The sequence below is a fragment of the Saliphagus infecundisoli genome (assembly GCF_020177375.1).
In the GTDB taxonomy this organism is placed as follows: Archaea; Halobacteriota; Halobacteria; order Halobacteriales; family Natrialbaceae; genus Saliphagus; species Saliphagus infecundisoli.
Map to the genome: position 1 here is coordinate 740,830 of NZ_JAIWHV010000001.1, position 26,616 is coordinate 767,445.

At 68.3% G+C, this 26,616-nt stretch carries 30 protein-coding genes and 1 tRNA gene; 17 read left to right on the forward strand and 14 right to left on the reverse strand.

What is annotated here, in order from left to right; genetic code table 11:
- The first annotated feature begins 47 nt into the window (after positions 1-47).
- On the forward strand, positions 48-1,064 hold the full coding sequence (locus LCF40_RS04180; protein ID WP_224827476.1) for an FKBP-type peptidyl-prolyl cis-trans isomerase: 1,017 nt from the start codon (positions 48-50) through the stop codon (positions 1,062-1,064).
- A 61-nt stretch (positions 1,065-1,125) separates the two neighbouring features.
- On the opposite strand, the gene LCF40_RS04185 is transcribed toward LCF40_RS04180, so the two are convergent.
- Positions 1,126-1,635, reverse strand: coding sequence for a YkgJ family cysteine cluster protein (locus tag LCF40_RS04185; protein WP_224827477.1), 510 nt, complete (start codon positions 1,633-1,635; stop codon positions 1,126-1,128).
- A gap of 224 nt (positions 1,636-1,859) precedes the next feature.
- Between LCF40_RS04185 and katG the strand changes: the two genes are divergently transcribed.
- Positions 1,860-4,043, forward strand: coding sequence for a catalase/peroxidase HPI (gene katG / locus LCF40_RS04190; protein ID WP_224827478.1), 2,184 nt, complete (start codon positions 1,860-1,862; stop codon positions 4,041-4,043).
- Positions 4,044-4,056: 13 nt separating this feature from the next.
- Here the strand turns inward: katG and LCF40_RS04195 are convergent, their stop codons facing one another.
- A complete protein-coding gene (locus LCF40_RS04195; protein WP_224827479.1) occupies positions 4,057-4,788 on the reverse strand; it encodes a fumarylacetoacetate hydrolase family protein in 732 nt (243 codons plus the stop codon).
- Positions 4,789-4,978: 190 nt separating this feature from the next.
- Between LCF40_RS04195 and LCF40_RS04200 the strand changes: the two genes are divergently transcribed.
- A complete protein-coding gene (locus LCF40_RS04200; protein WP_224827480.1) occupies positions 4,979-6,052 on the forward strand; it encodes a polysaccharide deacetylase family protein in 1,074 nt (357 codons plus the stop codon).
- Positions 6,053-6,162: 110 nt separating this feature from the next.
- On the forward strand, positions 6,163-6,372 hold the full coding sequence (locus LCF40_RS04205) for a hypothetical protein (RefSeq protein ID WP_224827580.1): 210 nt from the start codon (positions 6,163-6,165) through the stop codon (positions 6,370-6,372).
- Here the strand turns inward: LCF40_RS04205 and LCF40_RS04210 are convergent.
- Together LCF40_RS04210 and LCF40_RS04215 are read right to left on the reverse strand one after the other, a co-directional pair.
- Positions 6,369-6,779 carry a DUF8009 family protein gene (locus LCF40_RS04210; protein WP_114575540.1) on the reverse strand — a complete coding sequence of 137 codons (411 nt, stop codon included), beginning with the start codon at positions 6,777-6,779 and terminating at the stop codon, positions 6,369-6,371. The two genes, LCF40_RS04205 and LCF40_RS04210, sit on opposite strands and share 4 nt — an antisense overlap.
- 2 nt (positions 6,780-6,781) lie before the next feature.
- Positions 6,782-7,918 carry a citrate synthase gene (locus LCF40_RS04215; RefSeq protein WP_224827481.1) on the reverse strand — a complete coding sequence of 379 codons (1,137 nt, stop codon included), beginning with the start codon at positions 7,916-7,918 and terminating at the stop codon, positions 6,782-6,784.
- A 116-nt stretch (positions 7,919-8,034) separates the two neighbouring features.
- Here LCF40_RS04215 and LCF40_RS04220 point away from each other — a divergent pair, with 116 nt between their 5' ends.
- Positions 8,035-8,613: a DUF2243 domain-containing protein gene (locus LCF40_RS04220; protein WP_224827482.1), complete on the forward strand. Its 579-nt coding sequence runs from the start codon at positions 8,035-8,037 to the stop codon at positions 8,611-8,613.
- A gap of 132 nt (positions 8,614-8,745) precedes the next feature.
- Entirely contained in the window at positions 8,746-9,720 is a 975-nt protein-coding gene (locus LCF40_RS04225) for an aldo/keto reductase (RefSeq protein ID WP_224827483.1), read from the forward strand.
- Between the two features lie 131 nt (positions 9,721-9,851).
- Here the strand turns inward: LCF40_RS04225 and LCF40_RS04230 are convergent, their stop codons facing one another.
- On the reverse strand, positions 9,852-10,046 hold the full coding sequence (locus tag LCF40_RS04230; protein WP_114575536.1) for a cold-shock protein: 195 nt from the start codon (positions 10,044-10,046) through the stop codon (positions 9,852-9,854).
- A 203-nt stretch (positions 10,047-10,249) separates the two neighbouring features.
- Positions 10,250-10,789, reverse strand: coding sequence for a CBS domain-containing protein (locus LCF40_RS04235; RefSeq protein WP_114575535.1), 540 nt, complete (start codon positions 10,787-10,789; stop codon positions 10,250-10,252).
- Between the two features lie 60 nt (positions 10,790-10,849).
- Between LCF40_RS04235 and LCF40_RS04240 the strand changes: the two genes are divergently transcribed.
- Entirely contained in the window at positions 10,850-11,392 is a 543-nt protein-coding gene (locus LCF40_RS04240; RefSeq protein ID WP_224827484.1) for a GNAT family N-acetyltransferase, read from the forward strand.
- On the opposite strand, the gene LCF40_RS04245 is transcribed toward LCF40_RS04240, so the two are convergent.
- The gene (locus tag LCF40_RS04245; protein ID WP_224827485.1) at positions 11,393-11,752 is read right to left on the reverse strand and encodes a DUF555 domain-containing protein; all 360 of its coding nucleotides are present in this window, start codon (positions 11,750-11,752) and stop codon (positions 11,393-11,395) included. It lies immediately after the preceding gene.
- 272 nt (positions 11,753-12,024) lie between these two features.
- Here LCF40_RS04245 and LCF40_RS04250 point away from each other — a divergent pair, with 272 nt between their 5' ends.
- Complete coding sequence (locus tag LCF40_RS04250) at positions 12,025-12,192, forward strand: hypothetical protein (protein WP_198667804.1); 168 nt, start codon at positions 12,025-12,027, stop codon at positions 12,190-12,192.
- Positions 12,193-12,197: 5 nt separating this feature from the next.
- Here LCF40_RS04250 and LCF40_RS04255 read toward each other — a convergent pair whose 3' ends face one another.
- The gene (locus LCF40_RS04255; RefSeq protein WP_224827486.1) at positions 12,198-12,605 is read right to left on the reverse strand and encodes a hypothetical protein; all 408 of its coding nucleotides are present in this window, start codon (positions 12,603-12,605) and stop codon (positions 12,198-12,200) included.
- Positions 12,606-12,643: 38 nt separating this feature from the next.
- The gene (guaB, locus tag LCF40_RS04260) at positions 12,644-14,134 is read right to left on the reverse strand and encodes an IMP dehydrogenase (protein ID WP_224827487.1); all 1,491 of its coding nucleotides are present in this window, start codon (positions 14,132-14,134) and stop codon (positions 12,644-12,646) included.
- 195 nt (positions 14,135-14,329) lie between these two features.
- On the opposite strand from guaB, the gene LCF40_RS04265 reads away from it, so the two are divergent.
- The 3 genes from LCF40_RS04265 to LCF40_RS04275 all read left to right on the forward strand — a co-directional run bounded on the left by LCF40_RS04265 (position 14,330) and on the right by LCF40_RS04275 (position 15,667).
- Positions 14,330-14,542 carry a hypothetical protein gene (locus LCF40_RS04265; protein ID WP_224827488.1) on the forward strand — a complete coding sequence of 71 codons (213 nt, stop codon included), beginning with the start codon at positions 14,330-14,332 and terminating at the stop codon, positions 14,540-14,542.
- Complete coding sequence (locus LCF40_RS04270) at positions 14,539-15,447, forward strand: DUF5794 domain-containing protein (RefSeq protein ID WP_224827489.1); 909 nt, start codon at positions 14,539-14,541, stop codon at positions 15,445-15,447. Before LCF40_RS04265 ends, LCF40_RS04270 begins: the two co-directional genes overlap by 4 nt.
- Positions 15,448-15,493: 46 nt before the next feature.
- Positions 15,494-15,667, forward strand: a tRNA-Trp gene (locus LCF40_RS04275).
- Between the two features lie 158 nt (positions 15,668-15,825).
- Here the strand turns inward: LCF40_RS04275 and LCF40_RS04280 are convergent.
- Positions 15,826-16,242 (reverse strand): DUF5778 family protein, encoded by a 417-nt coding sequence (locus LCF40_RS04280; protein ID WP_224827490.1) that lies wholly within the window; start codon positions 16,240-16,242, stop codon positions 15,826-15,828.
- Positions 16,243-16,366: 124 nt separating this feature from the next.
- Here LCF40_RS04280 and uppS point away from each other — a divergent pair, with 124 nt between their 5' ends.
- Together uppS and LCF40_RS04290 are read left to right on the forward strand one after the other, a co-directional pair.
- Positions 16,367-17,323, forward strand: coding sequence for a polyprenyl diphosphate synthase (uppS, locus tag LCF40_RS04285; protein WP_114575527.1), 957 nt, complete (start codon positions 16,367-16,369; stop codon positions 17,321-17,323).
- Positions 17,324-17,379: 56 nt separating this feature from the next.
- Positions 17,380-17,727 (forward strand): DUF7344 domain-containing protein, encoded by a 348-nt coding sequence (locus tag LCF40_RS04290; RefSeq protein ID WP_224827491.1) that lies wholly within the window; start codon positions 17,380-17,382, stop codon positions 17,725-17,727.
- Positions 17,728-17,744: 17 nt separating this feature from the next.
- Here the strand turns inward: LCF40_RS04290 and LCF40_RS04295 are convergent, their stop codons facing one another.
- Positions 17,745-18,350 (reverse strand): undecaprenyl diphosphate synthase family protein, encoded by a 606-nt coding sequence (locus LCF40_RS04295; protein WP_114575525.1) that lies wholly within the window; start codon positions 18,348-18,350, stop codon positions 17,745-17,747.
- Positions 18,351-18,449: 99 nt separating this feature from the next.
- On the opposite strand from LCF40_RS04295, the gene LCF40_RS04300 reads away from it, so the two are divergent.
- Positions 18,450-19,763 (forward strand): DUF92 domain-containing protein, encoded by a 1,314-nt coding sequence (locus LCF40_RS04300; protein WP_224827492.1) that lies wholly within the window; start codon positions 18,450-18,452, stop codon positions 19,761-19,763.
- Here LCF40_RS04300 and dnaG read toward each other — a convergent pair.
- Both dnaG and LCF40_RS04310 read right to left on the reverse strand, forming a co-directional pair.
- The gene (gene dnaG / locus LCF40_RS04305) at positions 19,760-21,079 is read right to left on the reverse strand and encodes a DNA primase DnaG (RefSeq protein ID WP_224827493.1); all 1,320 of its coding nucleotides are present in this window, start codon (positions 21,077-21,079) and stop codon (positions 19,760-19,762) included. The two genes, LCF40_RS04300 and dnaG, sit on opposite strands and share 4 nt — an antisense overlap.
- Positions 21,080-21,181: 102 nt before the next feature.
- Complete coding sequence (locus tag LCF40_RS04310; protein ID WP_224827494.1) at positions 21,182-22,162, reverse strand: ArsR/SmtB family transcription factor; 981 nt, start codon at positions 22,160-22,162, stop codon at positions 21,182-21,184.
- 146 nt (positions 22,163-22,308) lie between these two features.
- On the opposite strand from LCF40_RS04310, the gene LCF40_RS04315 reads away from it, so the two are divergent.
- Positions 22,309-22,572, forward strand: coding sequence for a DUF3311 domain-containing protein (locus LCF40_RS04315; RefSeq protein WP_114575521.1), 264 nt, complete (start codon positions 22,309-22,311; stop codon positions 22,570-22,572).
- The gene (locus LCF40_RS04320; RefSeq protein WP_224827495.1) at positions 22,569-24,044 is read left to right on the forward strand and encodes a sodium:solute symporter family protein; all 1,476 of its coding nucleotides are present in this window, start codon (positions 22,569-22,571) and stop codon (positions 24,042-24,044) included. Before LCF40_RS04315 ends, LCF40_RS04320 begins: the two co-directional genes overlap by 4 nt.
- A gap of 3 nt (positions 24,045-24,047) precedes the next feature.
- On the opposite strand, the gene LCF40_RS04325 is transcribed toward LCF40_RS04320, so the two are convergent.
- Positions 24,048-25,019 (reverse strand): aldo/keto reductase, encoded by a 972-nt coding sequence (locus LCF40_RS04325; protein WP_224827496.1) that lies wholly within the window; start codon positions 25,017-25,019, stop codon positions 24,048-24,050.
- A gap of 125 nt (positions 25,020-25,144) precedes the next feature.
- Between LCF40_RS04325 and LCF40_RS04330 the strand changes: the two genes are divergently transcribed.
- Positions 25,145-26,446, forward strand: a complete 1,302-nt coding sequence (locus tag LCF40_RS04330) for a zinc metalloprotease (protein WP_224827497.1) — start codon at positions 25,145-25,147, stop codon at positions 26,444-26,446.
- Positions 26,447-26,616 lie beyond the last annotated feature (170 nt).

Genomic DNA, 26,616 nt, shown 5'->3' on the forward strand with positions numbered 1-26,616 from the left:
CCGGCCCAAAACGTCGTCCTTAAATGGCGACGGGGGGACGTTTGGGTATGACCGAGGACGACGAGGCCGAGACCGACGCACAGGCCGATGAGGCCGCCGACGAGGTCGAGGAATCCGAGACCGATGCCGAAAGCGAGGACGGACTCGCCGAGGGCGACTTCGTCGAGATCGCGTACACCGCCCGCACCGTCGAGGACGGCCAGCTCGTCGACACGACCGACATCGAGGTCGCAGAGGAAGAGGGCGTCGCCGACCAGGACCACGAGTTCAAACCCCGGACGATCATCCTCGGCGAGGGCCACATCTTCGAGGACGTCGAGGAGGCCGTCGTCGGCGCCGAGGCCGGCGACACCGGCACCGTGACGATCGACGCCGAGGACGCCTTCGGCGCGTACGACCCCGACGACGTCGAGACGATCAGCGCCGAGAAGATCGACGAGGACGACCGCTATCCCGGCGCCCACGTCCAGATCGACGGCCAGCACGGCAACATCACGACCGTCGTCGGCGGGCGCGCCCGCGTCGACTTCAACCACCCGCTTGCGGGCGAGGACGTCGAGTACGAGTACGAGGTGCTCTCGGAGGTCGACGACCGATCCCAGCAGGCAGCCGGCCTCTTCGAGATGTACGTCGACGTCAGCCCCGAGGTCCACATCGAGGTAGACGAGGTCGAGGAAGAAGTGGAAGTCGAGAGTGATGACGAGGACGAAGACGAGGGTGAGGAGAGCGAACCCGAGACCGAGACCCAGACGGTCGAAAAGGAGACCCTCTACGTCGAGTCCACTCCCGAGTTGACGATGAACCAGCAGTGGATGTTCTCCAAACAGCAGATCGCCCAGGACGTCATGGAGAACGTCGGCGTCGATCGCGTCATCGTCCAGGACGTCATCGACGGCTCCGGCGGGATGGGCATGGGCGGCATGATGGGCGGTATGGGTGGCATGGGCGGAATGGGCGGCGAGGAGGACATCGAGGAGGCCCTGGAGGACGCCGACGTCGATGCCGACGAGATCGTCGAGGAGCTAGAGGGCGAGGGCGACGTCGAACTCGACGCCGAGGAGTAACTCGGGACCTCTTTTCGGACTTTTTCGAGCCCGCGAGCCCTCGCGCCGCGAGACCCGCCCGCTACAGTTCCCGGTCGCTGTCGGGATTTGGAATCTCCCAGAGCAGTTCGGGGAGGAAGGCGTCGAGTTCGTCGATCACCCGGCGCTCGCTGACGCCCAGGCCCTCGCAGTGGTCGTGGGCCGAGTCCCGAATTCCGACGTGGAGGTCGCCCGACTCGCGCCAGACGCCCAGCGGGAACACCGAACACCGGGCGGGCTTCCAGTCTTCTTCCGCGTGAAGCGAACAGAGGCCGTCCTCGCGGAGAAAGGCACACGCGTTCCCGTCGTCGTCGACGTGTTCTTCTCTCCCTTTGTCCTCGCGAGCGACGAACTTCTCGCCGCGAAAGTCGGTGGTCGTCTCCGCGAGGTTCGCCCGCGCGGCGAGTTCGAGCAGGTCCCGGTCGTAGAGCAAGACGCCGTGGTGACAACACCAGGTGCAGTCGTCGACACACTCGAAGGTGAGGTCGGGGTCGAACTCGACGACGGCCTCCCGACCGGGGTAGACCTCGATTCGGGGGCGCTCGGCGCTCACGGCTCGATCGAGGGGGGCGAAAGCCAAGTGTCTTTGGCATCCGGTCGGCGGTGGGACGGGCCGGCTCACGACTGCGTTCGGGGACGGTGGGCGCGATCTGTCCTCGATCGGGTGTGCGAACGGGGAATAAAACTTCACCTATCGAAAAGGGCAGTTAGGTCGTGACAGGGATTTCCTTACTGGATTAGACAATCTTAACAGGGGAGAGCGACAACCACCGATCGATGAGCCGATCCAACCGAGACTGGTGGCCGAACCGGTTGAACCTGGAGATCCTGGACCAGAACGCCCGCCAGGCGGGCCCGAGAGGGGAGGAGTTCGACTACGCCGAGGAGTTCGAGAAACTCGACCTCGAGGAGGTCAAAGCCGACATCGAGGACGTGCTGACGACCTCCCAGGAGTGGTGGCCCGCGGACTACGGCCACTACGGACCCCTGATGATTCGGATGGCCTGGCACAGCGCGGGCACCTACCGGACCACCGACGGCCGCGGCGGCGCCGGCGGGGGCACCCAGCGCTTTGCACCGCTCAACAGCTGGCCGGACAACGCCAACCTCGACAAGGCCCGGCGGCTGCTCTGGCCCGTCAAGCAGAAGTACGGCAGGAAGCTCTCGTGGGCGGACCTGATCGTCCTGACCGGGAACGTCGCCCTCGAGTCGATGGGCTTCGAGACGTTCGGCTTCGGCGGCGGCCGCGAGGACGCCTTCGAGCCCGACGAGGCCGTCGACTGGGGGCCCGAGGACGAGTGGGAGGCCTCCGAGCGCTTCGAAGAGGAGGGCGAACTCGAGGGGAACCTCGCAGCCACGGTGATGGGACTGATCTACGTCAACCCCGAGGGCCCGGACGGCGAGCCCGACCCGGAGGCGTCGGCGACGAACATCCGCGAATCGTTCGGCAAGATGGCGATGAACGACGAGGAGACGGTCGCGCTGATCGCCGGCGGCCACACGTTCGGGAAGGTCCACGGCGCCGACGACCCCGACGAGCACGTCGGTCCCGAGCCCGAGGCCGCGCCCATCGACCAGCAGGGGCTTGGCTGGGAGAGCGAGCACGGCTCCGGGAAGGGCAGCGACGCGATCACGAGCGGGATCGAGGGGCCCTGGAACACCACGCCGACGATGTGGGACACGAGCTACCTCGACAACCTGCTCGACCACGAGTGGGAACCCGAGAAGGGCCCCGGTGGCGCCTGGCAGTGGACGACGGTCGACGACTCCCTCGATGGGGCCGCGCCGGGCACCGAGGATCCCGCCGAGAAGGAGGACGTGATGATGCTGACGACCGACGTCGCCCTGAAGCGCGATCCCGACTACCGCGAGATCGTCGAGCGCTTCCAGGACGACCCCCGAGAGTTCCAGGACGCGTTCGCGAAGGCGTGGTACAAGCTGATCCACCGCGACATGGGCCCGCCCTCGCGGCTCGTCGGCCCGGAGGTCCCCGACGAGGAGATGCTCTGGCAGGACCCGATCCCCGACGCCGACTACGATCTCGTCGGCGAGGAGGAGGTCGCCGAACTCGAGGACGCGCTCCTCGAGTCGGAGCTCTCGACCTCCCAGCTCGCGAAAACCGCCTGGGCGGCGGCCTCGACCTACCGCGACAGCGACAAGCGCGGCGGGGCAAACGGCGCCCGGATCCGGCTTCGTCCCCAGCGCGACTGGGAGGCAAACGAGCCCGAGCAACTGGCGACCGTACTCGACACCCTTCGGGGGATCAAAGAGGAGTTCAATGGCTCGCGATCCGACGACGTGCGCGTCTCGCTGGCGGACCTGATCGTGCTCGGCGGCAACGTGGCCGTCGAGCAGGCCGCGGCGGAGACCGGCTACGACGTCGAGGTCCCCTTCGAACCGGGACGGACCGACGCCAGCCAGGAACAGACCGACGTCGACTCCTTCGAGGTCCTCGAGCCGGAAGCCGACGGCTTCCGTAACTACCTCGGCGACGACAACGACCGGTCCCAGGAGGAGTTGCTGGTGGACAGAGCCGACCTGCTGGATCTGACGGCCAGCGAGATGACGGCGCTGGTCGGCGGGATGCGCGCGATGGGCGCGACCTACGACGACACGGGACTCGGCGTCTTCACCGACCGGCCGGGGGCGCTGACCAACGACTTCTTCGAGACCGTCCTCGACATGGACTACGAGTGGGAGGGGATCGAGACCGACGACTCCGAGGACGTCATGGACCGGGAGGAGCCCGCGGACGCAGGGGAGGTCTTCGAACTGCGCGACCGCGAGACGGGCGAGGTCGAGTGGACGGGCACCCGCGCGGATCTCGTCTTCGGGTCGAACGCCCGGCTTCGCGCCATCGCGGACGTCTACGCCTCCGAGGACGGCGAGGAGGAGTTCGTCGAGGACTTCGTCGACGCGTGGCACAAGGTGATGACCGCAGACCGGTTCGACCTCGAGTAGCGATTCAGACGAGCTACGGCCGCCGCTCGCCGGGCTCTTCGACCGCGTTCTCGAGCGTTCCGACGCCCTCGTAGGTAATCTCGACGGTGTCTCCCGGCTCGAGCAGTCCCGGGTTCGCGGGGCTGCCGAAGGCGACGACGTCGCCCGGCCGGAACGTAAAGCGCTCGGAGAGGTAGGAAACGACCTCGTAGGGGTCGAACAACATCAGCTCGGTCGAGGCCTCCTGGCGGCGTTCGCCGGCGACGTCGGTCCACATCTCGATGGCGCGGGGATCGAGGTCGGTTTCGATCCAGGGGCCAAGCGGCGCGGAGCCGTCGAAGGCCTTCCGGGCGGTTCGTCCCTGCTGATCCAGGGCGTCGACGTCGTTCAGGATCGTATAGCCCCGGACGGCTCCGGGAACCTCCTCGGGCGCGAGGTTCCGACAGCGCTCGTCGATCACCGCGGCGAGTTCGCCCGCGTAGGTGAGTTCGTCCGTGAACTCGGGGGAGGGGATCGGCTCGCCGGGGGCGACCAGCGCGGCGGGGGGCTTGATGAAGAAGTCCGGCTCCTCGGGACGGTCGTACTCCATCTGCTCCAGCGTTTCGGCGTAGTTGCGCCCGACGCAGTAGAGCGCGGTCGGCCGACACGGCGGGAGGAGGTCGCCGTCGACACCGACCTCGTAGCGGCCGTCCTCGGCGTGGACGGTGCCGTCGTCGTAGCGTCCCGATACCGGGCCCTCCGGCGTAGAGAGTCGTGCGAGTCGCATACCGGCGGTCGGTCCCCCTCGCGGTTAGTCGTACCGGCTCCGAGCGCGACCGGGAGACCCGTCGCCCGGTCGGGCACCGTATCGGCCTCGAACGGACCCAGTCTGTGCAGGTCCCGAAACAGTGGGTAGGTGGGGATTAGCCCCTCGAAATCGGATCATAACGAATTACTGTCGCCGGATCCAACAGGTCATGCATCGGCGGGAGTTCCTCACGGGGGTCGTCGCCAACGGCTGTGCGCTGCGGGAGTACGCGCTCGTTCCCGATGCCACCCCTCACGTGGGACGCGACCAGCGGCGATCGACCGACGGGGACGCCGGAGGGGCGCCCCTCGAGGAGGCGGCGGGATTGGTGGTGTTCACATACGACGACGGTCCGATCGAGGACTACACGATGACCTACCGGGTCCACCGGGAGTACGGCGTCCCCGGCTGTCTCGCCGTCTGTCCCGGGCGGATGGAGGACTCCGGGGGGTTCCTCGAGCCGGGCCACCTCCGGGAGATGCACGGCGACGGGTGGGGCGTCCTCTCGCATACGTATCGCCACCGCGCGCTCGGGCGGATCGGGCTCGCCGAACCCGCTCGCGAGGGCGACCGGCGAGCGTACGTCGAAGCCCATCGCCACGGCCGGTTCGAGGGGGATCCGCTGGTCGTCTTCGATGACGAGACGACCGTCTCGGCCACCGTCGCGGGGCGGGGAAGCGACCCGACCGGCGAGTTCGTCGAGTTCGAGGCCCCCCTCTCGGAGTCGATCGGCGCGTCGGGCTACGTCAGGTATCCCGAGCGATTCATGCGGGATGTTCTCGCCAGAACCGACGCACGTCTCGAGTCGTGGGGGGTCGAGGTCTCCGGGTTCGTCTACCCCTACGACCGGTACCACGGCGCCATCGAGGGGATCGTCCGCGAGCGCTACGGGGCGGTCGCGAACCACCGCTACGGCGGCGGCCACAACGGGATCGACGGGCTGGATCCGACGACGATGCGCCGGCGGTACGTCCAGACCGACAAGGCAAGCGAGGCCGAGATCGCGGCGTTCATGGAGACCGCCGCGACGGAAGACGTTCTCGCGATCGTCGGCGCCCACTCCCAGTTCGAGACGTTCCCCGAGGAGCGCCTCCGCTATACGATCGAGACCGCTCTGGAGTACGACCTCGCGATCGTGACGGTCGGCGAGGCGATCGCCGCCCTCGCCGGGCGCGACGACGAACCGGCCGGTTCGTCACAGCGACCCCGCGGATCCGTCGACACGAGGTTCCCGCTCCGGTAACGAAGGGGGATGTGGTGTCCGCGAACTCGCGTCCGCGGGGTTGGACCCCTCCCCCGACCGCATCAGGACCACTCGCGGGCGAGGTACTCCTCAAGACGGGTGAGGAGTACATCCACGTCAGGTACCGCGATCCGGATCGCTACGAGACGATCCGCACCCCCGACTGGGCCGCCGAGGCGGCCCGGTCGGTCTCGGAGGTCCGGACCGGCAAACGAGAGGACGAGTGGGAGGTTCAGAGCGTGCTGATCGAGAAGGGCGTCGGCGAGGAGACGGCCCTCGAGCAGGCCGAGGAGATCGTCGAGACGATCGGCGAAGGTTAGCCGAGGACCGCCACGTCGACTCGGACCCGCTCGTCGCCGCGCTCGAGAACCGCTCGCTCGACGACTGCCCCTTCGGCCCGGTCGCGCCAGTCCTCGAGCGCACGGACGCGGGACGCGCGGTCGTCGGGATCGCCGTCGTCCGACTTCTCCGTCGCGTCTCCGGGGGAGGGGTAGACCGCGAGGACCTCCTCCTCGAGGAGCGTTGCCGGCCGGCAGTAGGCCGCGTCCCTCCCGGGGGCGTCCCGGAAGACGTGGATCCGGGCGCGCATCCGCCCGTGGAACGGCGGCGTCACCCGGAGCACGGCCGTGCCGGGGTTCTCGCGGGTGTAGACGACGGCGTCGACGACCGCCTCGGGGTCGACGGCGATCGACCGGACCGCGTCGATCGCGGGGCCGGAGTCGGCCATTCTCACTCGCGCTCGTCGATCGGCGTCCAGGCCCGCCCGCGGTCGCCGACGTACTTCGAACGGGGTCGGATCAGCCGGTTGTCCGAGAGTTGTTCGCGGCAGTGGGCGGTCCAGCCGCCGACCCGGGCGACGGCGAACGTCGTGCTGAACAGCTCCCGGGGGACGCCGACGCCGTGGAGCAAGACGGCGGTGTAGAACTCGACGTTCGTCGCGAGATCGAGGTCGGGCTGGTACTCCTCGAGCAACTCCTGGGCGACCTCTTCGGTCTCCCGGGCGCTCTCGTAGAACTCGGTGTCGGGCGCGTCGCCGTCGTAGAAGCGCTCGGCGGCCTCCTCCAGAACTGCCGCCCGCGGGTCACGGACGTCGTACACCCGGTGGCCAAAGCCCATCAGCCGATCGCCGTCCTCCAACGTTTCCCGGAGGATCGACTCCGTGTCGCCGTCGGCGGTCTCCCGGAGCATCTCCAGGACCGGCCCCGGCGCGCCGCCGTGGAGAGGTCCCTTCAGCGCGCCGACGCCGCCGGTCACCGCCGAGATCAGGTCCGATTCCGTCGAGACGATTGCCCGCGAGGTGAACGTCGAGGCGTTCAGGCCGTGGTCGACGACCGCGTTGAGGTAGGTCTCGAGCCCCCTCGCCTCCTCCTCGGTGGGCTCTTCGCCCCGGAGCATGTAGAGGTAGTTCGCCGCGTGCCGGAGGTCGTCGTGGGGCTCGACGGGCGCTTCGCCCTGGCGGGCGCGCCAGTAGGCCGCGACGATCGTCGGCAACTGTGCGACCGCGAGCAGCGAATCCCGCTCGGGCTCTTCCTCCCCGCGGGCGAGGGTCGAACTCGCGACCCCCATCCGGAGGGCGTCCATCGCCGACTCGCCGGCCTCGCCGGCCGCCTCGACGACCTCGCGGGTCGCCGGGTCGAGTTCCCGGTGGGCACTCAGGTCGTCCTCGAACTCCGCCAGTTCCCCCTCCGTCGGGAGCCGGTCGTGGTAGAGCAGGTACAGGGTCTCCTCGTAGCGTGCGTTTCCCGCGAGCTCTTCGACGGGGTAGCCCGCGATCACGAGTTCCCCCGCCTCGCCGTCGATCGTGCTCAGCCGGGTCTCGGCCGCGACGATTCCCTCGAGTCCGGCCTTGACGTCGTCGTCTGCCATACGGATGGTCGGGCGGGACGACCGTTAACCGTTGGCCTTGAATCCGACCGGCCGGGGCCGTCCGCCCTGCATTGGAATGGAGAAGGGCCTTTCGCGTCGTCGCGGTTGACTGGTCCATGAGCAAACCCGATTCCTCGGAGACGTGGCTCGGCATCCAGCGACTCGCCAGACCGCTCGTGGTCGCGGGCGTCGTCCTCGGACTCGGGCTGGGCGGATTCTTCGACGGGATCGTCCTCCACCAGATCCTGCAGTGGCACAACATGGTGTCGTCGTACCCCGACCCGAGCGTCGCGAACGACTTCCGGCTGAACGTGGTGGCCGACGGCTTCTTCCACGGGGCGACGTACGTCCTCACCCTGCTGGGGATCACCCTCCTCATGCGCGCCTGGCGGCTCTCCGGCGTCCCCGCCTCCCGCCGGACGCTGTTCGGCTCGACGATCGCGGGCTGGGGACTGTTCAACACCGTTGAAGGGATACTCAACCACCACCTCCTCGGCATCCACCACGTCTGGCCGGCCGGTCCCGGACCCGTCGTCCTCTGGGACGTCGCCTTCCTGGTGTGGGGACTGCTCTTCGTCGCCGTCGGCTACGCGATCGTACGGGGCGATCCCTCCGTCTCCCCGACGTCCGACCGGGAGGGCGGGAACCGGGGGACGACCCCGGGACCCGCCGAACGGGAACGGGCGAACGACTGAGACGCCCTCTCGAGCCCTCGGCTCTCGCGACCGAGCCGCGAAACGCCGCCGACCGTCGACGGCGGCCGGGGCCGTCCCGGCGATACTCCCCGGCTCGCGTAGCCTTTTGGTCCCCGTTCGCATGGCCCGCGTATGGAGTACACGACCCTCGGATCGACGGGGATGGAGGTCAGCAAGATCTGTCTGGGCTGTATGAGCTTCGGCTCGCCGGACTGGCGCGAGTGGGTTCTCGAAGAGGACGAGAGCCGGGAGATCATCGACCGGGCGATCGATCTCGGGATCAACTTCTTCGACACCGCGAACGTCTACTCGCAGGGCGAAAGCGAACGGATCCTCGGCTCCGCACTCGAGGGCTACGACCGGGAGGAACTCGTCGTCGCCACGAAGGTGTACGGCTCGATGGGCGACGGCCCCAACCGCGGGGGGCTCTCCCGGAAGGCGATCGACCAGGAGCTTGCGGCCAGCCTCGATCGGCTGGGGATGGACACGGTCGACCTCTACCAGAGCCACCGCTGGGATTACGACGCGCCCATCGAGGAGACCCTGGGTGCGTTCGACGACGCCGTCCGTCGCGGGGACGTCCGCTACGTCGGCACCTCCTCGCAGTGGGCCCACCAGTTCGCCGAGGCCCTCCACGCGAGCGACCGGCTGGACAAAGAGCGGTTCCAGACGATGCAGAACCACTACAACCTCGTCTACCGCGAGGAGGAACGCGAGATGCTGCCCCTCTGTGAGCGCGAGGGCGTCGGCGTCATCCCCTGGAGCCCGCTGGCCCGGGGCTACCTCGCCCGCCCTCACGAGGAGGTAGACGCGACGACCCGCGGGGAAAACGAGGATCGCCTCTACGATCACCCCTACCGAGAGGGCGGCGGCCGCGAGATCAACGAGCGCGTCGAGGAACTCGCCGACGAGTACGACGCGACGATGGCCCAGATCGCGCTCGCGTGGCTCTTAGAGCAGGACGCCGTCGACGCCCCGATCGTCGGCACGACGAGCGTCGAGCACCTAGAGGAGGCGGTCGAGGCCATAGAGATCGACCTGTCGGCGAGCGACCGGGAGTATCTGGAGGAGCCCTACGAGCCGGTCCGGGTCTCGAGTCACTCCTGATCGCTCCTGATCGGTCGACGGGTTCCCAGCGGTGGCCGGCGGACCCAACCACACGAGGGCGTGAGCCGTCGCTACGAGGGTGAAATGAAAATGTCGAAGTAGATTCGGCCGACCGCAGTGGGTCGTCCGGCTTAGAGCCGGGTGACGTTGGTCGCCCGGGGGCCCTTGGGGGCCTGTTCGATGTCGAACTCGATCTCCTGTCCCTCCTCGAGATCCGGACCGCCAACGTCTTCCATGTGGAAGAACACGTCGTCGTCCGCGTCGTCAGTCTCGATGAAACCGTAACCGCCCGTGTCGTTGAAGAAATCAACCTTGCCTTTCGCCATTGCCTTCGTAGAGTGACGGCTGACCCGTATAAGGGTTTCGTGATCGTTCTCCGGGCCGTGAAACGAATCCTGCGAACGGGAGAGAGCCGCGGGACGCCACAGGATCCGTCCCGACGTCGACGGTCCCGGAGTTCCCGGCTCTTCGTCGTTCGGGATCTCGCGAGGACCGACATCGGGACCCGCCATACGGGTACGGCCGGCAGTCAGGAGAGCCGCGCCGCGAGGTCGGCCTCGGTGACGATCCCGACGGTTCCCCCGCCCTCGGTGATCATCACCGCCTTGTAGTGGTCCAGCAGGTTCGAGATCTCGTCGATCGTGGCGTCCCGCGAGACCGTCGGGAAGCTCTCGCTCATGTGTTCGGAGACGGGTTCGTCCCGGGCCGCCGAGTCGAGGCCGACGAGGTCGCCCTGGCTGATCGAGCCGACGGGCACCCCATCCTGGATCACGGCGAGCTGGGAGTACGCCTCCTCTTCCATCAGTGTCGCGGCATCGCCGACGGTCTCGTCCGGGGAGACGCTGACGACCTCCTCGTGCATCAGGTCTCCCACGTGGATCACGTCGCTTTCGGCCTCCTCTAGGGCGGTGACGATCCGCCGCAGCGTCGACAAGCGCGGATCGACGTCGCCGCCCTCGATCCGGGCGATCAGCGGCTGGGAGACGTCGGCTCGCTCGGCCAACTCGCTCTGGGTCAAGTCGAGATCTGTCCGCCGTTGGCGCAGGTCCGCGGGCGTCGGGAGCTCCATGTGCGTGGATAACCACGGGTTATAGAAATGTGTTTGGGTCCGAGACGCCATTCACCGGGTATGTCGGGAGGGTCCGGTCGGAACTCGGAGGACGGGGTGGCCGTTCGCGAGGCGGTCCTCGAGGACGGCGAGGCGATCCGGGCGGTCCACCGCGAGTCGATCCTGGGGCTCGGCCCGGCGGCCTACGACGACGAGCAGGTCGCGGCCTGGGCGGCGGGCTGTGCCGACGCCGACTACGTCGCGGGGATCGAGGGCGAAGAGCCCTTCCTCGTCGCGACCGACGGGGACGAAATCGTCGGCTTCGGCTCGTTGTCGGTCGGTCCACCCGAGGACTATGCCGCGGACGTCGATTGCGAGGTCACCGGCGTCTACGTCCATCCCGCCGACGCCGGCCGGGGCGTCGGCTCGCGGCTCCTCGCTGCCCTCGAGGAACGAGCACGGGAAGCCGGCGTCTCCCGCCTCGGGCTGACGGCGTCGGCGAACGCGGTCGGCTTCTACGAGTCGCGGGGCTACGAGCGGGTTCGGGCGTACCGCCACGAGTTCTCGGCGGCGCGATCGACCGGCGTCACTGGCCGGGTCGTCGAGATGAAGCGACGGTTCTAGTTACTCGTCGTCCTCGCCGTCTACCTCGAACACCTCGACGACCGACAGCGGCACGTCCCGTAAGGCGCCGCCGATCTCGCTCTTTGCGATCCGGGAGGCGTGTTCCTCGCTGTCGGCGTTGTAGATGTCGATCTCCAGGGCCAGGCCCACCAGGGCGGTCTCGGCCGCGACGAACGCCGAGTCGAACGGCTCGCCACAGGCCGGACACCCCGTCGCGCCGACCTCGACCTCGACGTACTCCATGTCCTCCTGGTTGAGTCGCTTGCCGGCCTCGCTGACGGCGACGCCGATCGCGTCGTCGATCTCCCCGACGTCGCGGACGAGCCACGCGGCCTCCATCCCGACGAGATAGTTTCCCATACCGCCTCCTCGCGCCCGGCCCTTTCCTGCTTTGTGGTTCGGGCCGGCCGCGCACGAGAGCCCGATAATGGCGATAACTTATCGGAATCGAACGAGTCGATTGTCGTACGGATAGGCATGGATCGCCCGAACTGCGGGTACAGTTGTCCTCGAGGAAACCACGATTGAATCGCAGGCAGGCGGCGACCTGAAACGGTAACGAACGATAATACACCCCGGGGCCGAGGAGGAACGTTTATATACAACCGTGGGCTCGGGACGGGCGAACGTCGATGAAATCCCGTGTCCGCCGCGTCACGCTGTTCGCACTGTATCAACTCTGCCTCGTGGCAGGTATCGCCATGATGCCGCTCGCGATCGCCGCCCGCCAGGCCGGCGTCACCCTCCCGATCCACCGGCTGATCGCCGGCGTCGGCGAGGCCTACGAGAACGCCCAGTAATCGGCTCAGTCCCGTCGGTTGACTTCGACCCGGACGTCCTCCGTGGAGACGTAGACGACGACGCTTCGGGTGTCGGCGCCGATGAACGTCTCCTCGCTCGCGATCACCTCGCCGCTTTCGGGTTCCTCGCCGCTCTCGTCGACCAGTTCGACCCGGAGGTGTTGTTCCTCGTCCGAGAGGTGGCCGACGCTCGCCGACTGTTCGGGGGGAGCCGAGACCGCCTCGTCGTAGGTCTGACGGTCGTCGTCGACGGTGTGGGCGACGATCACGACGTTTCGGTTGTCGTCGCTCTCGTTTTCGATCCGTAGCGTCACCGGTGTCGAGAGCCTGAGGTCCTGGATCGAGCCGAGACAGCCCGCGAGCGCGGCCAGCGGGAGAGCGGTTCCGGCCCGGAGCAGCGTACGGCGGTTCACGGTCGAACCGAAGGGGTCGACGACCGTATGCCTTCCCTTTACTCCTCGCCCGGACTGTAGTTGGGCGCCTCGTCGGTGATGACGACGTCGTGGGCGTGGCCCTCGGCCTGGCCCGCACTCGAGACCCGGACGAACTCCGAGCGTTCCTTGAACGCCGGAATCGAGCCGGCGCCGACGTAGCCCATCCCCGAGCGCATCCCGCCCGTGAGCTGGGTGAGTTCCGATCTGAGCGTGCCCTTGTAGGGCGTGGCGGCCTCGACGCCCTCCGGGACGACCTCCTCCTCGTCGCTATCCTTCTGGTAGCGGTTGCCCTCGCCGGATTTCAGCGCGCCGACGCTGCCCATCCCCCGGTACTGCTTGTATCGCTTGCCGTTCATCGTCACGACCCGGCCCGGCGCCTCGTCGGTGCCCGCGAAATAGGAGCCGAGCATGACGGCGTCGGCGCCCGCCGCGATGGCCTTGATCGCGTCGCCCGAGTACCGGATTCCCCCGTCGGCGATCACGGGAACGTCGTGGTCGCTCGCGACGTCTGCCACCTGGGCGACGGCCGTGATCTGGGGCATTCCCGAGCCGCTGACAACCCGGGTCGTACAGATCGAGCCGGGACCGATGCCGACCTTGATCCCGTCGGCGAACTCCACGAGGTCGGCGGCGGCCTCGCGGGTGCCGACGTTGCCGACGACGACGTCCGCGTCGACCTCGCTACTGATCTCGCGGGCGCTGTCGATCACGTTCGCGTTGTGGGCGTGGGCACAGTCGATGAAGAGCACGTCCGCGCCCGCCTCGTCGGCCGCGGCCGCGCGGTCGGCCTCGAAGGGGCCGACGGCGACCCCACACCGTAGCTGGCCGTTTCCGTCCCGAGCGGCCTCCTTGTACTCTCTGCGCTGGAGGATCCCCTGCATCGTGACCAGGCCGACGAGCAGGTTCTCGTCGTCGACCACGGGAACGCGCTCGATCTTATGGTCGTACATCAACTCGAAGGCGTCGCGGGGATCAACGTCCTTCGGGGCGGTAATCACCTCGTCGGTCATCGCCTCGGTGACGGGGTCGTCCTCGCCGACCTCCAGATGGGGCCGGATGTCCGTACTCGAGATGATCCCCAGCACCTCGCCGCGGGTGTTGACGACGGGTGCGCCCCCGACGCCCTCCCGGGCCATCAGCTCGTCGACCTCGCGGACGGACGTCTCGGGGTGGGCCGTGACGACCGACTCGAGGGGGATGATGAGTTCGTCGGCGCGTTTGACCTTCTCTATCTCCTTGACCATCCCGTCGACGTTCATGTTCCGGTGGATGACGCCCATCCCGCCGTGGCGGGCCATCGCGACCGCCATCTCTCCTTCGGTGACGGTGTCCATCGCCGCCGAGAGGATCGGGACCGAGACCTCGACCGACCGGGAGACCCGCGAGCCGAGATCGGCCTCGTCGGGTTCGACCCGGCTCTCTTTGGGACGGAGCAAGACGTCGTCGAAGGTGAGCGCCTCCGGGACACGAAGCTTCGAGGAAAACGGCTCGTCTACATCGTTCGCCATGTAAACTGTGTGGAACCCCGCCCCAAAAGGGTTGCGAGGGAGGGGGTTTCACGGACCGAACCCCACGTTCGGTGATCGGATACGTTCATCGGTGACCGTTTCCGGACGGTCGGCCGCTGTTTCGAGGACAAACGCGTGGCGGATGGGGGCGCGTCTCACGCAATCTTTATTGACGCAAGTCTGTTGCGATCTATTATGTTCGCTGCAGGAACGAACGATGCCCGCATCGGCGGTCGGACGAACGGCGACGCCAGCGGCGGCGCCAAAGCGTTCACGGGCACGTTCACCCCCTTTGCAGCGACGGGCGGTTTTACACGGTCGATGGACTGGCTCGCCCCCGCGACGTGGAGCCACCCCGATCGAGGAGCCGCCCGACCCGAAAGACGGGGCCCCCGCCACGATCGATGAGCACCTCACGCCACCCCGTTGCGCTGCGCCTCGAGTCGATCGTGGGAAACGACGCGCGCCTGCTCGCGCTCGTGATGGCCCTGCCGCTCGTGGACGGGATCTTCGTTGCTCTCGTTCTCTCGGGAGCCCTTGACACCGTTGTCGGGGCCGTCCAGGTCGGCCTGCTCATCTTCGGAGGCAGCGCCACCGTCGCCGTCATCCTCGCGGACATGACCGGAACGCCCCGCGAGCAGGCCGGCGTCGTCCTCCTCGTGGGAGTCCCGCTCATCGTTCTGGCGGCGATCCAGGCCGCGCTGGCGCCCGCGATCGCGAGCGTGCTCGATATCGCGATCTTCGAACGGTTCGCCGCGCTCGTCATCATGGCGGTCGCCGCCAAGACCGCGAGCGCGACCATCGGCGACTACCTCCCCAGCTCGGCGGTCATCATCGCGCTCGGGCTGGTTGCGAGCCTCGATCCCTCGGGCGCCGAGTTCGCGGTCCTGCACGACACCGCGCTCGTGGTCAACGCGACCGCCGCGGCGGTCGTCGCAGTGACCTTCGCGCTCGCGCTCTCGCTCTCGGGACCGTACCTCCGGGCGTACGTCGACCTCGACCGGTTCCGGTTCGGCAGCGCCGTCGCGCTCGGCTTGCTCCCGCTTGCGGTGCTCGGGATGCCCTTCGGAAACGCTCCCCTGGCGGTGCTCGCGGTGAGCGCGCTGTTCGCCTTCGACCCCGGCGACGTCGACCTCGGCGACGCCGTCACCGGGGCGTTCGGCTCGAGGGAGACCACCGATGGCGGTTCTCCGGAGAAGCCCGAGGCGAGCCCGGAGATGGGCGCCGACGGCGCGAGCGAGGGGGAGTCGGGAGCGATCGACGAGGCGTATCCCGGCGGCGATTCCGGCGAGGAACGCGCCCCCTGGCTGTAGGGGGAACCGAAACCACTTTAGGCGGGATCACCCAACGGAGGGACGCGGGGTCGTGGCCAAGCCAGGAATGGCGACTGACTCCAGAGGTATGCGCCCGGGACGAAACTCCAGACTGATATACTGATCCGGCGGCTGATCACCGTCGGTGTGATGACCCTCTGGAGTTCCGAGGCGCACCGGAGATATCAGTCGATCGGGGGTTCAAATCCCTCCGACCCCATACCTCTGCCGCGAGCAAATCCACGAGCGGCAGATATGTAACTCGTGGGATTTGAACGAGACCGAGGTTCTGCGAGCGAAGCAAGCAGGTTCTCGGGCGTAGTTCACAATCCCTCCGACCCTACAGCGACGAACGATATTTCCACCTGTCGAAACCGCTTACTCCACCTGATTGTCGGGGACCACGCCCGTCACCTCGTGGCCCATCTCTCGGATCTCCTCTAGGATCGCCTCGTGGTCGGCCGTCGCCTCGTAGTAGAGCACGACGTCGAAGGTCCCCTCCCGGAGCAACTGTTGGCACTCCCAGACGAACGCCTCGTCCTCTAAGGTCCGTCCCTGGTGCTGGTTCGAGGAGAAGTCGGTGTCGTCGTTGCCCGAGTAGACGTAGCAGTCGGCGGGGTCGTGGCCGGCGGCTGCGGCGATGACGTCGCCGGCGTCGATCGTCGCCTGCATCATCTTGACCTCCGCGTCGGAGCCGTAGTCGGTGTGGACGATCGCGCCGTTGAGTTCGATCTCGCCGGGCTCGAGCAGGGCCTGTGTCCGCCGGTAGAGGTCGTCGTCGATCGAGTCGGGCATGCTCGTGAGGTGGCGGGCCGGACGGATAGCGCTCACGATCGGTGTCCGTGATCGACTGTCGGGATTCCTGTGGGGGCCGCCGAGTCGCAAGAATCATGGTCGTCGGCTGGCATGGGGGAGACGAATGAAACGTCGCCTTCGCCGGGGCGTCTACGCGGCCTACGAGCGCCTGCTGAGCCGGGAGGTCGGGAAAGCGCCGACCCACGTCGCGGTCATCCAAGACGGAAACCGTCGCTACGCCCGGAAATCCGGCGACGAGCCCACGGAGGGCCACCATGCAGGCGCGAAGACGACCGAGCGGGTCCTCGAGTGGTGCCAGGAGGTCGGCGTCGAGGAGCTGACCCTCTATACGTTCTCGACGGAGAACTTCGACCGGCCAGAGGACCAACGGGAGGCGCTGTTCGATCTGCTCTGTGAGAAGCTCTCGGAGTTCGCCGACGCCGATGAGGTCCACGACAACGAGGTCTGTATCCGCGCGATCGGCGACATCGACCAGCTTCCAGGACGGGTCCAGGAGGTCGTTGACTACGCGGAGAGCCGGACCGAGGGCTACGACCGGTTCGTGCTCAACATCGCGCTGGCCTACGGCGGCCGCTCCGAACTACTGGAAGCCGCCCGGAGCGTCGCCCGCGACGTCGACCGGGGCGAGCTCGCTCCCGAGGAGATCGACGTCGGGACGATCGAGCAGCGGCTGTACGACGACCCCGTGCGGGACGTAGACCTCATCATCCGGACCGGTGGCGACGAGCGGACCTCGAACTTCCTGCCCTGGCACGCCAACGGCAACGAGGCCGGCGTCTTCTTCTGTACGCCCTACTGGCCGGAGTTCTCGAAGACCGACTTCCTTCGGGGCATTCGAACGTACGAGCACCGCGAGGCCTCCTGGCGCCGGACCCGGGCCCGCCGGGCGCTTTCTCTCCTGCGTGCGGTCGGCGAGACCGAACTCGCCGAGGCCCGCGAGGTCCTCGCCCGATTCCGGGACTCGCTGCCGATCGCCGAACGCCCCGACGCCGAGGACATAGAGGGCGACGTCGCGGATTCGGCCCGCGTCGCCGACGGCGGGGAGTCCCCCCGGCTGTAGCCCGCGGTCCGCGGATGGAGTTATATTTATAACATAACCAGGAGTTGCCGTTGGTAATGAGATCGACGGCCACCCCGATCGACGTCGAACGGTTCCGGGACCGGACGAGGATCGGGACGGACGACGCGTACCGACTGCTCGCCGACAGCCGCGTCCGGACGACGCTTCTGGTCCTCCGCGAGAACGAGGTCGTCGGCATCGATCGCCTCGTCGAGGCTGTCTTCCGGGTTGAGAGCACGGTCCGAGCTGACGTCGTCAGGATCGAACTCGTCCACGTCACGCTCCCCAAACTCGAGGAGTACGGTCTTCTCGACCGTGAGCGCGATGACGGTCGGCTCGTCGTCGAGCGTGGGCTCTCCGCGGAGGCGTTCGCGGCGGCGGTGGTCACGGCCGACCGGGCCTGATCGGACGTCGGTGTCGCCTACTCGCCGTAGCGCCTCGATCGGTTACAGAACTCGCGGACGGCCCGAAGGAAGTCCCGTTTGCGGAAGTCCCGCCAGTTGACGTCGGTGAAGTAGAGTTCGGAGTAGACCGACTGCCAGATCATGAAATCGGAGAGCCGTTCGGCGCCGGTCTTGATCACCAGGTCGGGCTCCTCTGGGAAGACGAGGTGGTCCTCGATGTGGCCGTCGTCGATCTCCTCGGGGGACAGCTCGCCGGCCTCGACGCCGCCGGCGATCGTTTCGACCGCGCTCGTGAACTCGTGTTTCCCGCCGAGGCCGATCCCGATCTGGATCGGCGCCGACGCGGGCGTCCGGTCGTCGGGTCCCCGGACGGCGACCGCTCGCGGGGCGTCGATCCCCTCTAACTCCCGGCGGAGCGTCGGGACCGCTGCAGCATCGAGGACGCTCACGTAGACCGTCACCCGCTCGGCGTACTCGATCGCCCACTCGAAGAAGTCGGTGAGGGTCCCGTAGGCGCCCTGCTCCAGCAGGTCGCGTTCGGTGATCACGAGCGCGACGTGATCGGGGGGGTCGCCCTCGTGGCGCCGGAGGCGAACCGAGAGGTAGCGTTCGTACAGTCCCACGGCCTCCCGTTCCCGGCCCGGAATCCTAACGATACCGGTTTCGGGTCGAAACTCACGGAAAGGGGAAGTTAAGTAACCCCCACGGAAAGAAGCGACACCGTGACATCGACCGTTCGGCGGGCGGGAGCCTTCGCCGCGCTCTCGACGCTCTCGCTTGCCGTCCCGCTCGTCGGCCCGGCGCCCGCGGCTCCGATCGCCGCGGTCGTTCTCGCCGGGGTCGTCGCCGTCCGCGACGGCCCGCTGTTCGATCTCTTTGCCTATCCTGGCGACTACGAGGACGAGCGTCTCTACGGGCTCGCGACGTTCGTCCTCGCGGCGGCCGCCCTCGGCCTGCTCGCGGCCGCCTTCGGGCTCCCGATCCCCGTCTTCGTCGCCGCCGTCGTCCTCGTCGGCTACGGCAACCTCGCGGCGGTCGCCGCCGGCGACCGGACCGACCGCGACGTGGCCCCCGCCGTCGCCTTCTGTCTAGGGGGTGCAACGGCGGCCGTCGCCGGCCAGACCCTCGCGCGGTGGCTCCTCGCCGCCCCCGTCGAGCCCGCGCTCCCGCTGGTCGTCTTCGTCGCCACGAGCGCCGGCCTGCTCGGGGCGCTCCTCCGGGACGTGCTCACCCCCTACGACGACCCGATCGTCATGCTCGCCGTCGGCCTGCTCGCCTGGCTGCTCGCCGGCTTCGAGCCCGTCGTCGGCACCGTCGAGATCGCGGGTGCGCTCGCGGTTACCGCCGCCGTCGGCTACGCCGCCGTCGCCCTGGGCGCGGCATCGGTCGCCGGCATGCTCACCGGAACGTTGCTCGCGCTTCTGACGATCGTCCTCGGGGGATACAGCTGGTTCGCCGTCCTCATGGCGTTCTTCGGGATCGGCAGCGTCTCGACGAAGTTCCGCTACGAGGAGAAGCGAAGCCGGGGCATCGCACAGGAAAACGACGGCGCCCGGGGAAGCTCGAACGTCCTCGCGAACTCCGCGGTCGCGCTTGCGGCCGTCCTCGGCTACGCCGCCGGCTCTGCCGACCTCCTTCCCGTCCCGCCCGACCCGTTCCTCTTTGCCTTTGCCGGCTCGCTGGCGACCGCACTGAGCGACACCTTATCGAGCGAGGTCGGCGGCGTCTTCGATACGCCCCGGCTGATCACGACCCTGAAGCCCGTCGATCCGGGCACCGACGGCGCCGTCACCTGGCAGGGCGAACTCGCCGGGATCGCCGGCGCGGCGGCCGTCGCCGGCATCGTCTACGCGCTCTTCCCGACCGTCGGGGCCGCCGGCGCGGCGGTCGTCGTCGTCGCCGGCGTCGTCGGGATGACCGTCGACAGCCTGCTGGGCGCGACGATCGAGGGCGGAGCCGTCGGCAACCAGGGCGTCAACTTCCTCGCGACGCTCTCGGGCGCTCTCGTTGGGGCCCTCGCGGTGTTCCTGTTTTAAGGATTCTCCGGGGCGACGTCGGCGATCGAGTGGAGCCGAACGGCCGTAGGGCGTTTCGTGAACTCCCCCAGCGACCGGCCGACGATCCGGGCGACCCCCCGGTCGGCCGCCAGGTCCGCCAGCTTCTGATCGACGACGCCGTCGACGACGACCGTCTCGGGGACCGTCTCGAGGGACGCGAGACGGTCGTAGGCCTCGCCGGCGTCGGTCTCCGCGATGACCGTCCCGGCGTCGTCGACGTATCGGACCCGGCCGGTTCCCTCGCGAACGATCTCGGTGGCGTGGTCGTAGACGGTCCTGGCGGGGTCGCCCCCGGAGTCGTCCTCGTCGCCGTCCGTGTCGGTTCCTTCCTCGCCGGGTGTGGCCGTACCCTTTCCCGATCCCACGTTCGCGCCGTCCGGTTCCGGCGGTCGCTCCGGTTCTCCGGTGGACTCGGGGGTCGGCGCCGGATCGGGTGCCGGTGCCGGGGTCGCGCTCCCGTCGGTCGCCGCGACCTCCCTGGGGGCGCTTTCCTCGGCGACGGCGTCGTAGGGGGTCTTGTTGCGAAGCGCGGTGAACACCTCGTGGTGGCCCAGTTCCTCGACCGAGCGCTCCTCGGGCGCGAAGGCGACGTAATCGACGTCACCGACCTGGGTCAGTTCCTCCAGAATGAGGTCGCCGCCGCGGTCGCCGTCGAGGAAGGCCGTCGTCGTCCGCTCCTCGGACAGCGCCGCGACGGCCTCGGGGACGTTCGTCCCCTCGACGGCGACCGCGTTCTTGATGCCGTACTTCAGAAGCGTGAGGACGTCCGCCCGCCCCTCGACGACGATGATCGCGTCGCCCTCCTCGACCCGCGGGCCCGCGGGCAACCCCTCGTACTCGGTGACGTCGTCGACCCTGACGTGTTGTCGGACCTCCGCTAAGATCTCCTCGGAGCTCATCACGGTGTCGTCGAACCCCGTCCGGAGGAGTTCGGTCGCCCGGTCTACCACCTGCTTTCGTTTCGCCGCGCGGACGTCCTCGATCTCGCGGACCGTGAGTTCGGCCCGACAGGGGCCGACCCGGTCTATGGTCTCGAGGGAGGCCGCCAGCGTCGCGGTCTCGACCTTGTCGAGGCTGGTCGCGATCGTGACTTTCCCCCTCGAACGGCCCTCCGTGCTCTCGATCTCGGCATCGATCCGGCCGACCTTCTGGGAGTGGCGCAGGTCCCGGAGGTCGAGTTCGTCGCCGAGCAGCCCCTCGGTCTGCCCGAAGATGGCGCCGACGACGTCGCTTCGCTCGACGACCCCGTCGGCCGTGACGTCCGCGTGAATGAGGTATTTCGACGTGTCTTCCATGGAACCACCCCTCTCGGGGGACCGGCGCGGGCCCGCGCCGGCGATCTATTGGATACTCGTACGGACGTTACGTGCAAATACCTGTTGACCTCCCGGTCGGTCTCAGTAGGGCCTGCGGTACCACCAGACGGTCACCAGGGTGAGCACGCACAACCCGCCGAGGAAAAAGAGGACACCGGGCGGGACCGCACCGAGGACGGCGTCGGCCGCCTCCGGCGCCCCGTCGGCGGGCGTCCCGGTGCCGACCGGTTCGGTTTCGGTCGGTGTTGGCGTCTCCGTCGGGGTGGACGTCTCGGTCGGCGTCGGGGTGTCGGCCCCGCCAGTGCCCGTTTCGTTCGTACCGGTCGCGTTCGCGTCGGCACCGTCGTCCACGCCGCCGGTCTCGTTCGCGCCGCCGCCGGTGTCAACGCCGCCAGTGTCGTTGCCGCTCGATTCGTTCGCCCCTCCCACGTCCTCTATCCCAGCACCCTCCTCCTCGAGGGCGTCCTCCTCGTCGGCCGCCTCGGTCTCGCGCGCGTCGTCCCCTTCGTCGCCGTCCCCTTCGGTACCGCCGCCCTCGCCAGCGTCGTCTCCGTCCGTCGAGGCGTCCTCCGGACCGGCGTCGTCGCCGCCAAAACCCGACGAGTCCAACAACCCCATCGCGGAGGCGAGTCGCTCGAGGCCGTACTGGACGAACAGGCTCGCGCCCGCGAGCACCGCGAGCCCGCCGAGATACCGCGACAGGGCCTCCCGGAGCCGGTCCGCCCGCGAGCGGTCGGCCGCGACCACGAGCGGGCCGTCGCTGGCCGCGTAGACGCTCATCTCGTTGCCCCGCGAGGAGTACCAAGTATCGACGACCTCGATCAGCCCCGCCTCCTCCAGGCTCTCTATGTGGTAGCGGACGTTCTGGATCGAGGTGTCTACCGCCTCGGCGACGTCGCTCGGCGTCGCGGGCTCTGCGGCCAGGTGGCCGTAGATCCGCCGGGCCGTCGTCGAGGACAGCGCCCCGAAGACGGCGTCGGCGTCCTCGCCCTCGAGGTCGACGACGCGGGGTCGGTCGTCGGTCTCCGGCGTCTCCGAGCGCAGGGGGAACAGCCGGGCCATCTCAGGTCGGTCATTCGAAGCGACACGTATAATCCCTTCTGCTACCTGAAATCGCCGTTTCACCTTGGAAAACGGGCGTTTCACCGTCCTCACTGGACGGCTGCCGGGATGGAAAGCGTTACCACCCGCCCACGGCAAGCCCGGTCATGAACCACGGTAGCCTCGAACTGGCGGGCTGGATCGCCGTGGCGGTCGTCCTCGTCTCCCTCGCGATCCCCTGGTTCCTCTGGGGAGTCGAGACGACCGCCGCCGGCCTGCCGGTCTGGCTCTGGTGGCACGTCGGCTGGATGCTCCTCGCCTCGGTGGTCTTCCGGCTGTTCGCCGACCGTGCCTGGGGAATCGGAATCGAAACCGGCGACGGGACGGACGGCGACTCCGACCACACGGAGCGGGGTGTCGAGTCCCGATGAGCGTCGCCCTCCAGGTCGGGATCATCGTCGGATACCTGATCCTCGCGCTCCTCGTCGGGGTCTACGCCTACCGGCTGACCGACCGGACCGCCGAGGACTTCTATCTCGCGAGCCGTACCCTGGGGACCGTCGTCCTCCTCTTTACGACGTTCGCGACGCTGCTGTCGGCGTTCACGTTCTTTGCGGGGCCGAACATCGCCTACGCGAACGGTCCCGAGTGGATCCTCGTCATGGGGTTGATGGACGGCATCGTCTTCGCGATCCTCTGGTACGTCATCGGCTACAAACAGTGGCTCCTGGGCCGCCAGTACGGCTACGTCACCGTCGGCGAGATGCTCGGCGACCGGTTTGGCTCTCGGTACCTGCGGGGACTCGTCGCCGGCGTCAGCCTCCTCTGGCTCTTTCCGTACGTGATGCTCCAGCAGGTCGGTGCCGGCACGGCCCTGGAGGCGCTGACCGAGGGGGCGATACCCTACTCGGTCGGCGCCGGGCTCATCACCCTGTTCATGATCGTCTACGTCGTCCTCGCGGGGATGCGCGGGATCGCCTGGACCGACACCCTCCAGGGGGCGTTCATGCTCGTCATGACCTGGGTCGCGCTCCTCTGGGTGCTCGTCGCCATCGGCGGCCCCTCCGCTGCGACCGCGACCCTCGCCGACTCCGCCGAAACCGCCGGCTTCCTCTCGCTGGGCGGCGACTTCTACACCCCCCAGTGGATGCTCTCGACGGCGATCACGATCGGCTTCGGCGTCGCGCTCTTTCCCCAGGTCAACCAGCGATTCTTCGCTGCGGGCTCCCGAAAAGTCCTCAAACGGTCGCTGGCGCTGTGGCCGATCCTCTGTGTCCTGCTTTTCGTCCCCGCGTTCATGCTCGGCTCGTGGGCCGCCGGGCTCGAGCTCTCCGTGCCTGCGGGCGATAACGTCCTGCCGGTGATCCTCGCCGAATACACCCCGACCTGGCTCGCCGCGCTCGTGATCGCGGGCGCGATGGCCGCGATGATGTCCTCGTCGGACTCGATGTTGCTCTCCGGCTCCTCCTATTTCACCCGAGACCTCTACCGGCCGTTTATCGACGGCTCGATCTCCGACCACCGGGAGGACCTGATCGCCCGCGTCGGCGTCGTTCTCTTCGCGACCGCCGCCTTCGTCGCGAGCCTCTACAATCCTGCCACTCTCTTCGAGATCGGCGACGCCGCCTTCAGTGGCTTCGCCCAGCTCGCACTTCCCCTCATGGTCGCACTCTACTGGCGGGGGACGACCCGCGCGGGGATCACTGCCGGGATCGCCGCCAGCCAGACGTTCTACCTCGCGAGCCTCTTTACTGCGATCTTCCCGGCGACGTACGCCGGGTGGACCCCCGGCGTCGTCGGGATGGCCATCGGGCTCGCACTCACCGTCGGCGTCTCGCTCGTGACGACGCCCGCGACCGACGAACGCCGAGCGCGATACTTCGAGGGGGTCGGCGGCGACTAGAGGTTAGATCCCGAACACCGGCAGCGGCTCGTACGGTTCCTCGAGATATTCCCGGTCGCTCTCGGTGAGACCGATCTCCATCGCCTCGACGGCCTGCTCCAGGTGATCGATTGAGGTGACGCCGACGATCGGCGCGGTGACCAGTTCACTGCCGTACTGCCAGGCCAGCGCGATCTGGGCCATCGAGACGCCCTTCTCGTCGGCGAGTTCCTCGACGCGCTCGTTGATCTCGTGGCCGCCGCCCTCGTGGTAGACGTCGCCCGGATCGTGTTTGTTGTCGGGATCCGAGCGGGTCGTCGCCCGGTGGTCCTCGTGGGGCCGGGTCAGAAAGCCCTGGGCGAGCGGTCCCCACGGGACGACGCCGACGCCCTCGCGCTCACAGAGGGGCAGCATCTCGCGTTCCTCCTCGCGGTAGGCGAGGTTGTAGTGGTTCTGCATCGAGACGAACCGCTCTTTGTCCAGCCGGTCGCTCGCGTACAGTGCCTCGGCGAACTCGTGGGCCCACATCGAGGAGGCCCCCAGATACCGAACCTGGCCCCGGCGGACCGCGTCGTCGAGCGCCCGGAGGGTCTCCTCGATCGGCGTTTCCGGACCGGCGCGGTGGATCTGGTAGAGGTCGATCGTGTCCATCCCCAACCTCCCGAGGGACTTCTCGAGTTCCGTCTCGATCGTCTTCCGGGAGAGCCCCGCCGAGTTCGGGTGGTCGGTGTCGGAGGGAAACCGGACCTTGGTTGCGACGACGAACTCCTCGCGGTCGTAGCCCTCGAGGGCAGAACCCAGGATCTCCTCGCTTTCGCCGCCCGAATACATGTTCGCCGTGTCGAAGAAATTGACCCCGAGGTCGATCGCCCGATCGATGATCTCGTGGCTCTCCTCCTCGTCCAACATCCACGACTCCCTGCTTCCGAAACTCATACAGCCCAGGCAGAGTTCGCTCACCGAGAGGCCCGTGTTTCTGAGGGTGGTGTACTCCATGGCCGACCGGTGAGTCCCGCCGGGGATACGTGTTGTCGTTCCGGCGATGAGACTCGTGTCGTCGCCGACCCGTCGCGTGTCTCCCCGGCGGACCTTAAGTGGGTCCGGAAGGAACGTCGTCGGTGATGGCCGATTCCCGCCCGGAGCGTCCGGACGATTCGAACCCCCCAGATCGCCCGGATCGCCCGTCCGGTGGCGAGCGCCCGGAGGATCCCGAACTGGTGGCCGCCGAGTGCGAGGGGGCGATCGACCTGCGAGTGGATGTCGGCGTGGTCGTCGCCCACGCTCCCGACACCGACCCCGACGACCTTCGGTCGTTCGCGAGGCGGGCAGCGGGAGACGCCGTCGAGGAACTGGCGTCGGCGACGGACGTCACCTGGCGGTTCTACCTCGAGGACTCGACCCGACTGGCAGACCACGACCGGCGCCGGCCCTCGGAGTTCCTCGACCGTGCGACCCACCGGATGGTCGAGGGCCCCTACGACGCGGTGGTGGTCGTAACGGACGTCCCGCTGATCTCGCGGCGCGAGCGGGTCGTCCCCGGGCTGGCGTCGCCGCTCTCGCGGGTCGCGGTCGTCTCGACCCGGCCCCTCCGGCGTGCGCGGCGGGGCCGACCGCGCTACGCCCTCGATGGGGCGCCCGTCCGCTGGAACGCGGCGACGCTCGTGGTCCACCTCGTCGGACACGTCCTCGGCGCCCGCCACCGCGAGGGCGGCGGCGTCATGGACCGGTTCCGGTTCGACCCGGACCGGCGAGAGGTTCCTCCCTTCGACGCCGACGTCGAGGCCTCCCTCCACCGGCTCGCCGGCGAGATCCCCGCATCCGAAATCCGCCCGCGGGGACCGCTTTCCCGCCTCGCCTTCCACGCGGGAAGCGCCGTCCGGAACTCCCGCATGGTCGGTCGAGCCCTCCTCGACAGCCGGGCACCCCTGCTTCCCCTCTCGCTGCCGAAGCTCTCGACGGCCGCGGTGACGCCGACGCTCGTCATCGTCTTCAGCGCCGAGTCCTGGGACGTCGGCTTCCACATGGGGAACCCGACCGCAGCGCTGTTCGCCGCCACGAGCGTCCTCGTCGCGGCGCTCTATCTCCTGTTCGCCCAGAACCTCCAGTTCCCCCGGAAGCGCCACCGGATCGTCACCGAACACACCGCCCTGGTCAACGTCACGGTCTTTCTCGTCCTCGTGCTGGCGATGGCCGGCCTGTTCACGCTCGTCTGGGCGATCATCCTCGTCATCGAACTGGTCGTCTTCCCGCCGAACCTGATGGGAAACTGGCCGAGCCTGGAGGATCCCTCGGTCGGGCTCGCCGACCTCGTCCGGACCGGCGCGTTCATCAGCACTATCGGCGTCCTCTCGGGTGCACTCGCGGGCGGACTGGAGAGTCGGACCATCGTCAGCCACCTCACTCTCTTTCTCGATCGCCCCTGATCTCGAGTTGGTGCCTGAAAGCTGGCCTCGGCACTCATAGGGCTCGTCACGACCGGATGCCGAGTCCGGCTCGGAGCGGATGATTCGTCATCGGCCACCCCGATCTACCGTCGTCGGGCCAAAGACCCTTGCGACCCGTTCGAGCGGGGACGACCCACATCGGGACGGTT

Excerpts from the sequence above, each read along its gene's own strand:
- LCF40_RS04180 (WP_224827476.1), top strand. The coding sequence starts at position 48 with ATGACCGAGGACGACGAGGCCGAGACCGACGCACAGGCCGATGAGGCC.
- katG (WP_224827478.1), top strand. The coding sequence starts at position 1,860 with ATGAGCCGATCCAACCGAGACTGGTGGCCGAACCGGTTGAACCTGGAG.
- LCF40_RS04195 (WP_224827479.1), bottom strand. The coding sequence starts at position 4,788 with ATGCGACTCGCACGACTCTCTACGCCGGAGGGCCCGGTATCGGGACGC.
- LCF40_RS04200 (WP_224827480.1), top strand. The coding sequence starts at position 4,979 with ATGCATCGGCGGGAGTTCCTCACGGGGGTCGTCGCCAACGGCTGTGCG.
- LCF40_RS04210 (WP_114575540.1), bottom strand. The coding sequence starts at position 6,779 with ATGGCCGACTCCGGCCCCGCGATCGACGCGGTCCGGTCGATCGCCGTC.
- LCF40_RS04215 (WP_224827481.1), bottom strand. The coding sequence starts at position 7,918 with ATGGCAGACGACGACGTCAAGGCCGGACTCGAGGGAATCGTCGCGGCC.
- LCF40_RS04220 (WP_224827482.1), top strand. The coding sequence starts at position 8,035 with ATGAGCAAACCCGATTCCTCGGAGACGTGGCTCGGCATCCAGCGACTC.
- LCF40_RS04225 (WP_224827483.1), top strand. The coding sequence starts at position 8,746 with ATGGAGTACACGACCCTCGGATCGACGGGGATGGAGGTCAGCAAGATC.
- LCF40_RS04230 (WP_114575536.1), bottom strand. The coding sequence starts at position 10,046 with ATGGCGAAAGGCAAGGTTGATTTCTTCAACGACACGGGCGGTTACGGT.
- LCF40_RS04235 (WP_114575535.1), bottom strand. The coding sequence starts at position 10,789 with ATGGAGCTCCCGACGCCCGCGGACCTGCGCCAACGGCGGACAGATCTC.
- LCF40_RS04240 (WP_224827484.1), top strand. The coding sequence starts at position 10,850 with ATGTCGGGAGGGTCCGGTCGGAACTCGGAGGACGGGGTGGCCGTTCGC.
- LCF40_RS04245 (WP_224827485.1), bottom strand. The coding sequence starts at position 11,752 with ATGGGAAACTATCTCGTCGGGATGGAGGCCGCGTGGCTCGTCCGCGAC.
- LCF40_RS04250 (WP_198667804.1), top strand. The coding sequence starts at position 12,025 with ATGAAATCCCGTGTCCGCCGCGTCACGCTGTTCGCACTGTATCAACTC.
- guaB (WP_224827487.1), bottom strand. The coding sequence starts at position 14,134 with ATGGCGAACGATGTAGACGAGCCGTTTTCCTCGAAGCTTCGTGTCCCG.
- LCF40_RS04265 (WP_224827488.1), top strand. The coding sequence starts at position 14,330 with ATGTTCGCTGCAGGAACGAACGATGCCCGCATCGGCGGTCGGACGAAC.
- LCF40_RS04270 (WP_224827489.1), top strand. The coding sequence starts at position 14,539 with ATGAGCACCTCACGCCACCCCGTTGCGCTGCGCCTCGAGTCGATCGTG.
- LCF40_RS04280 (WP_224827490.1), bottom strand. The coding sequence starts at position 16,242 with ATGCCCGACTCGATCGACGACGACCTCTACCGGCGGACACAGGCCCTG.
- uppS (WP_114575527.1), top strand. The coding sequence starts at position 16,367 with ATGAAACGTCGCCTTCGCCGGGGCGTCTACGCGGCCTACGAGCGCCTG.
- LCF40_RS04290 (WP_224827491.1), top strand. The coding sequence starts at position 17,380 with ATGAGATCGACGGCCACCCCGATCGACGTCGAACGGTTCCGGGACCGG.
- dnaG (WP_224827493.1), bottom strand. The coding sequence starts at position 21,079 with ATGGAAGACACGTCGAAATACCTCATTCACGCGGACGTCACGGCCGAC.
- LCF40_RS04310 (WP_224827494.1), bottom strand. The coding sequence starts at position 22,162 with ATGGCCCGGCTGTTCCCCCTGCGCTCGGAGACGCCGGAGACCGACGAC.
- LCF40_RS04315 (WP_114575521.1), top strand. The coding sequence starts at position 22,309 with ATGAACCACGGTAGCCTCGAACTGGCGGGCTGGATCGCCGTGGCGGTC.
- LCF40_RS04320 (WP_224827495.1), top strand. The coding sequence starts at position 22,569 with ATGAGCGTCGCCCTCCAGGTCGGGATCATCGTCGGATACCTGATCCTC.
- LCF40_RS04325 (WP_224827496.1), bottom strand. The coding sequence starts at position 25,019 with ATGGAGTACACCACCCTCAGAAACACGGGCCTCTCGGTGAGCGAACTC.
- LCF40_RS04330 (WP_224827497.1), top strand. The coding sequence starts at position 25,145 with ATGGCCGATTCCCGCCCGGAGCGTCCGGACGATTCGAACCCCCCAGAT.